The organism is Mesorhizobium sp. M7A.F.Ca.CA.004.06.1.1 (assembly GCF_003999135.1).
In the GTDB taxonomy this organism is placed as follows: Bacteria; Pseudomonadota; Alphaproteobacteria; order Rhizobiales; family Rhizobiaceae; genus Mesorhizobium.
On the sequence record NZ_RZPQ01000336.1, the window covers coordinates 1 to 6,132 of the forward strand.

8 protein-coding genes and 1 pseudogene are annotated in these 6,132 nt (G+C 60.8%); 3 read left to right on the forward strand and 6 right to left on the reverse strand.

Annotated elements, in window-relative coordinates; genetic code table 11:
• Nucleotides 1–443 (forward strand): GMC oxidoreductase (locus EN906_RS19580; protein ID WP_245484302.1); only part of this gene is annotated, 443 nt, incomplete at its 5' end.
• Nucleotides 444–608: 165 nt separating this feature from the next.
• Here EN906_RS19580 and EN906_RS38350 read toward each other — a convergent pair.
• Both EN906_RS38350 and EN906_RS38355 read right to left on the reverse strand, forming a co-directional pair.
• Entirely contained in the window at nucleotides 609–827 is a 219-nt protein-coding gene (locus tag EN906_RS38350; protein ID WP_236382768.1) for a hypothetical protein, read from the reverse strand.
• Between the two features lie 55 nt (nucleotides 828–882).
• Nucleotides 883–1,065, reverse strand: a pseudogene (locus EN906_RS38355) (GntR family transcriptional regulator); the annotation flags it as partial.
• Between the two features lie 300 nt (nucleotides 1,066–1,365).
• On the opposite strand from EN906_RS38355, the gene EN906_RS37345 reads away from it, so the two are divergent.
• Together EN906_RS37345 and EN906_RS19590 are read left to right on the forward strand one after the other, a co-directional pair.
• The gene (locus EN906_RS37345; protein ID WP_164748837.1) at nucleotides 1,366–1,512 is read left to right on the forward strand and encodes a hypothetical protein; all 147 of its coding nucleotides are present in this window, start codon (nucleotides 1,366–1,368) and stop codon (nucleotides 1,510–1,512) included.
• Nucleotides 1,513–1,598: 86 nt separating this feature from the next.
• Nucleotides 1,599–2,726: an NAD(P)/FAD-dependent oxidoreductase gene (locus EN906_RS19590; protein WP_236382710.1), complete on the forward strand. Its 1,128-nt coding sequence runs from the start codon at nucleotides 1,599–1,601 to the stop codon at nucleotides 2,724–2,726.
• Here the strand turns inward: EN906_RS19590 and EN906_RS19595 are convergent.
• The 4 genes from EN906_RS19595 to EN906_RS19610 all read right to left on the reverse strand — a co-directional run bounded on the left by EN906_RS19595 (nucleotide 2,723) and on the right by EN906_RS19610 (nucleotide 6,030).
• Entirely contained in the window at nucleotides 2,723–3,544 is an 822-nt protein-coding gene (locus EN906_RS19595; protein WP_127267079.1) for a carbohydrate ABC transporter permease, read from the reverse strand. The genes EN906_RS19590 and EN906_RS19595 overlap by 4 nt on opposite strands.
• A 2-nt stretch (nucleotides 3,545–3,546) precedes the next feature.
• Nucleotides 3,547–4,413 carry a sugar ABC transporter permease gene (locus EN906_RS19600; protein ID WP_127267078.1) on the reverse strand — a complete coding sequence of 289 codons (867 nt, stop codon included), beginning with the start codon at nucleotides 4,411–4,413 and terminating at the stop codon, nucleotides 3,547–3,549.
• A gap of 56 nt (nucleotides 4,414–4,469) precedes the next feature.
• A complete protein-coding gene (locus EN906_RS19605; protein ID WP_236382706.1) occupies nucleotides 4,470–5,765 on the reverse strand; it encodes a sugar ABC transporter substrate-binding protein in 1,296 nt (431 codons plus the stop codon).
• A 79-nt stretch (nucleotides 5,766–5,844) separates the two neighbouring features.
• Nucleotides 5,845–6,030 carry an ROK family protein gene (locus EN906_RS19610; protein ID WP_245484303.1) on the reverse strand — a complete coding sequence of 62 codons (186 nt, stop codon included), beginning with the start codon at nucleotides 6,028–6,030 and terminating at the stop codon, nucleotides 5,845–5,847.
• Nucleotides 6,031–6,132: the final 102 nt, after the last annotated feature.

Genomic DNA, 6,132 nt, shown 5'->3' on the forward strand with positions numbered 1-6,132 from the left:
GGCCCAAAAGCGTCGGCGAACTCAAACTGTCAGGCCAGGCATCGAACCGGGATGTGCTGATCGATCATCGCTTCTTCTCGAACGACGAGGATGCCAGGGTGTTGGTCGAAGGCATCAAGATCGCGCGTCAAATCTTTGCCGCATCCGAGTTCGACCCGATCAGGGGGACGGAGATGCTGCCGGTCAAGGATGTTCGCAGCGATGACGAGATCCTCGCCTATCTGCGTGCCGAAGCGCTCACCGTCTATCATCCGGTGGGGACGTGCAAGATGGGGACCGATGCGATGGCCGTCGTCGACCCGGCAACGCTCAAGGTGCGCGGCATCAGTGGCTTGCGGGTCGCGGATGCGTCCGTGATGCCGAAGCTGATCGGCGGCAACACCAATGCCCCCAGCATGATGATCGGGCACCGGGCAGCGGAGATGATCCTGGGCCGGGGATAATTTCTGTAGCGCAACTCCAGGAAAGGCGTGCAGCGGCCTTCCTTCAGTAGCCGCGCAAAAACAGTGAGTTGGAGCGGTTCAGTCAATCAAACATTGAACCGGCGCCTTTGCAGCTGGGCTGCGGCGGGCACGCGCCGTCGAATTCAAGCGGCTTGATCGTCCCGCTCATCCGCCTCGCCGTTGATCTCGCGCAGCAGCCTTTCGATGTCGGCCTTCGGGAGACGGTTCGGCGAGTTGGTCGCGCATCAGCCGGCGCAACGTCGAGGTCAGCGCGCCCGGCGTCGCATTGTAGCGCGCCAGCAGTGCCCGCTCGCTGATGATCCCATCCAGGACACCGAGTGCCATGTCGCGCATCACTTTCTCGTCGAGAGAAAGCGACCCCACCTGATCTCGGCGAGCGCCCGGCTGGATCGCTTCGAGCAATCGAGCCGCGGTTGGGCTCGTAAGTTACGACCCCTTCACCCTGCAATTGCACCAGAGCGTGACGCACAGGTGTACGCGAGACGCCAAGGGTCGCCGCGATCTCCGCCTCGTTGATCCGCTCACCGACTTGAATTCGCTCGAAGAACTGAGCCCGAAGCTGATTGCGAATGCGTTCCTGGAGCGGCGAGGCTGCGGTCATACTGACCCTGCATGCGCGCCGCCGGGCCGAGCCGGATCGAAGCCGAACCGCATGCGTATTCCGAAGACATGGACACGACAAACATGGCGCGCCACTACATCGCAACTTGGCTATCGTGGCCTTGGGAGACGCGGTTTACCACCGAAATGAAATCCGCGACCAGCTTGTTCGGCGTACCTCGATAATCGAAGGCGATGACGCATTCCTGCATGGTCAGGTTTATTTGGCAGCCTGATCGTAGCCTTCGTGCTGTCGCTCAATGGCCGGAAATATCTCGTTCTACCCGGCGCCACGCCTACCATGCCATCGGTCGCCTGGGGCGCACTGCGCTATGGTGTCAAGCCGGAGCTCTATGCGCTTTCGTCGATCATCAACATTATGGTATTTGCCGCAATCGCGGTGCTTTATTTCGTTGCACGCTCGGACAGAAAACGGCCGATGGAGTGACATCTCATGCTTGTGGTGCTTTCGGCGGGCCGGAATTCTGGTGAGGCCTGCTTGCACGTCCTGCATTGTGCCCCAGGGGCTGGCGAATGACGATGGGGGTCCCCGACGAGAAAGTCGATTGCATCGTCATCGGCGCCGGCGTCGTCGGTCTGGCGATTGCGCGGCGGCTGGCGCTCGAGGGACGCGAAGTTCTTGTCGTGGAGGCCGAGGACAGCCCCGGGCTGGGCACGTCGAGCCGCAACAGCGAGGTCATCCATGCCGGCATCTACTACCCTAAGGGCAGCCTGAAAGCGCAGCTATGCGTCGAAGGAAAGAACGCGCTTTACCGCTATTGCGAAGCGCGCGGGATTCCGCACCAACGCATCGGCAAGCTGATCGTCGCTACCAGCGACGCGGAATTGCCGATCCTGGAGGGGATCCGGACCAAGGCTGCGGACAATGGTGTTGCGGACCTGGAGATGCTCAGCCGCGCGGATGTGGAACGGCTTGAACCTGAACTGGAGGTTGCCGGCGCGCTTTTGTCCCCAAGCACGGGGATCGTCGACAGCCGCGCGCTGATGCTGGGGCTACAGGGCGATGCCGAGAATGCCGGTGCCACCTTTGCGTTTCGCGCGCCGGTTCTCGGCGGCAACGTCGCCGAAACGGGCTGCGAGCTCCAGTTTGGCGGCGATATGGAAGGCTATCGGATCGCCGCAAATCTGGTCATCAATGCGGCCGGATTGTCAGCCCATCTCGTTGCCCGGAGCCTTGCGGGCGGGCATGGCGGCAAAATCCCAGATGTCACCTACGTCAAAGGCAATTATTTTGCGCTTGGACGCCGCCCGTCCTTCAACCATCTTGTTTATCCGGTTCCGGAACCAGGCGGCCTCGGAGTTCACCTGACGCTGGATATGGCCGGATCGGTTCGTTTCGGGCCGGACGTCGAGCCCGTCGATGAGGTCGGCTACGCGGTCGACCCAACTCGGGCCACACCATTTTACGCGGCCATCCGACGCTACTGGCCGGGGCTGAGGGACGGGGAACTGGAGCCGAGCTATTGCGGGCTGCGGCCTAAAACGAACGGGTTGCAGTTCGGCGATTTCGACATTCTGGCAGATCAGTCCGGACGGCTGATCAGTCTTTTCGGAATCGAGTCACCTGGCCTGACAAGTGCGCTCGCCCTGTCGGATAGGGTTGTCCAACTAGTCAGAACGACGAACTTCGTCTTGCTTTAGCCTTTGACCGCTCCAGCGGTCATGGATCCTGATATCTGCCGATACATCACAAGACCCAGCAAGGCCGGCGGCAAGGCGCCCAGCATCATGACCGCGGAAGCGGTTCCCCATTTTACGCCGCCGCCGCTTGCGGCGAAGAAGAAGGACGCGCCGACCGTCATCGGCACGGCACGGCTGGTTGTCAGCATGAGACCGAAGAGGAACTCGTTCCAGGCAGTGATGAAGCCGAAAATGAAGGTTGTGACGAGCGCCGGTCGGATGACGGGCCGGACGATCATCATCATCACCTGCAAGGAACTTGCGCCATCGACTTTCGCCGCCTCGTCGAGTTCGACCGGTACATCTGAAATCGCGTTCACCAGGATGACGAGCGCAAGAGGCGCGTTGACGATGGTCAGGATGAGCCCGAGCCCGATCTGCGTATCGAGCAGGCCCAGCCACTGATACATCATGTAAAGCGGGATCGCGAAGATGATCAGCGGTACGGCGCGAAGGTTGATGACGATCGGCAGGACCAAGCGCTTTCCCGCCTCGCTACGCGCGATCGCATAGGCAGCCGGGAACGCGAGCACGATCGCAAGGCCGGTTCCGATCAGCGCCGCCACGGTGCTGTTCAGCAGGTAGGCATAGATGTTGAAGCGGCTGGTCTGCGTCAGAACCTCCAGATAGTTGTCGAGCGTCGGTTGGCTGATCCACAAACCGGGGTTCGTCGAAAGCTCGCGCTGGCTTTTGAGCGATGTGATCAGCGTCACGATAATGGGGAAATTCATCGCCAGCACGGCGATGGCAAAAACGATCCAGCGCAGTGCCCTGACCATCGTCAACGCTTCCTGCGGCCGGCAAGCCGGTTAAGGCCGTGGAGAACGATGAACGACGCCAGGAACAGGATAACCGAAGCGGCGACCGCCTTGCCGATAGCCCCTTCCTTGAAGAAGGCCTGATAGATGTAGATCGACAAGGACGTCGTTGAACCGCCAGCGCCACTGCCGGTCAGCGCATAGACATTGTCGAACACCCGGAAACCGTCGATGAAACGGATGAAAAACGCGATGACCAGCGTCGGCTTCATCAACGGCAGGTCGATCCACCGAACGATCTCAAACGGTGATGCGCCATCGAGCGAGGAGGCTTCGCGCACGTCGAGCGGTATGGCCGAATAGGCCATGTAGAAGAGCAGGAAGGCGAAAGGCGTCCATTGCAGCGTCTCCACGACGACAAGGGTGCGGAAGGCATTGTTGATGTCGAGGAAGGCCGGGCTGTCGCCAAACCATTCGAAGAGATAGTAGGGGACGGGGCCCGCGAATTCATGCAGCACCAGCCGGTACATGAGACCGACCATGGCCGGCGCGACCATAAGCGGCAGCATCAACGGCGCCATCAGGACTGGTCGCTTGCTCAGAAGCGGCGCCAGGAAGATGGCAAGGAAAAGGCCGATCAGACATTCCGCTGATGCGGTAAGAATACCGAAGCGCAGAGAGAACCAGGCCGAGCTCCAGAATTCGCGGTCGTTCAACACCGCGACATAGTTGGCGAAACCGCTCAACACCGGACTGCGCAGCGTCTCGAATGTGACGGTCGAAACGGAATAGATCAGATTGACGATCGCCGGAAAGCCGAGGAATAGCAGCAGGAAGCCGACCAGCGGCGTCAGATACATCCTGCCTTCGGCACGTGTCACAAGGGCCATGTCGATCCGCCAAACGCGCCGGACACCGAGCCTCGACCCGGCGTCCGGCAAATGGTTCATTTCTTGAGAAGGACCTGCATGCCCGCCTTGGTGTGGGCGAGCGCATCCTCGAGGCTCTGCTGGCCGGACCAGTAGCCGGTGAACTCCTTTGCCTGCAGCTCATAGACCGGGAGCGCACTCGCGGACGTCGCTCCGGTCATGACATAGCCGTACTTGCTGGCGAATTCGCCGAGCTTGACGAGGTCGGGACGTTCCTTCGCAACCTTGGCCACGACATCGGGAGACAATGCCGGCGAACCGCCGCTGCGCGCATAGAGCAAGGCCGCATCCTCGGTGGCGAGCCACTTCAGGAACTTGACGGCGCCTTCTTTGTTCTTGGCGTTCTTGTTAAGGCCCAAACCAAGGCCGTGGATATGATCGGCGCGTCCGTCGGGACCTGCCGGTGGTGCGACGATCCCGGTCACCTCGGCGACGGCCGGGGATTTTTCGGTGCTGGTCAGATCCGCCGCCGCGGCATTCCACTGCAGCGCCGTCGCGGCCTGGCCGGATGCGAAGGCCGCGTTGGTTTCCGCATATTCGTAGCTCAGCGAATCCTTGGGCGAAGACCCAGCATCATAGAGTTTCTTGTAGAGCTCGAGGGCGGTCTTGTAGGCATCGGAATCCACCGTGACATTGCCGTTCTTGTCCATCCAGTCGCCGCCGTAGGAGCGCGGCAGGGACTGGAAGACCATCATGTTGAACAGCAGGTTCTTCATCTGCAGGACCGTGCCATAACGCACCGGGCTGTCGGGGTTCACCTGCTTGGTGAAATAGAGGGCGGTGGCCGCCCAGTCGTCCCAGGTCCAGCTGTCCGGGTCTTTCGGCTGCAGCGGCTTGCCGAGATATTTCTGGGCGATTTCACCATAGGTCTTCTTGGCGGCGTCATCCCCGATCAAGGCGTCGATGAGATCCTTGCGGTAGTACATGAAGTGCAACGAAAGGTCTGTCGGCACGCCGTATTGCTTGCCGTCGAACTGCATCGTCTTGAGAACGGATTCGCCGAAAACCTTGGCCGCGTCCGCGCCAAGATCGACCGGCTCCATATAGGGCGCGTAGCGACCGAGCGAGTAGGTGGCGACGAGGTTCACGTCGAAGGCACTGGATCCGGCCGCCATGTCAGCCTGCAGCTTGTCGTAAAAGCCTTCCCGGTTGAAGAACAGCAGCTCCACCTTGTCGGCATCGCTGGCCTGCTTGTTGTAGGTTTCCACGGTTGCCCGCAGTGCGGTTTCCTCGGAGCCGCCAGGCCAGCCGAGCACGGTCACGGTTGCGTTGGCAAAGGTCGGCAAAGCCGTCCCCGCAAGGAGGGTGGCCATAAGCGCAAAAGATGTCCTGCTCAATTTCATGATCGTTCCCTTCTTTTTGATGATTTTTGCATGGCATGACCGGGCGCCGTTACCTTGCCCATTCGGCGAGATCGGCAACACCGATGACGCCGGCGTGGCCTCCGAGCTTCGCCGCCACGAGATCGGGGGAAAGGCGCGGCGGGACCTCGCTCAGATGTGCGCGCACCCGGTCGAGATAGCCTTCTGCAAGACCGATGCTGCCACCGATGACGATCGATTTCGGATCGAACATCATCTGAATGTCCCGGCACAGCGCCGCGACCCGCGAGGCGCTGTGCCGGGACATTCAGATGATGTTCGATCCGAAATCGATCGTCATCGGTGGCAGCATCGGTCT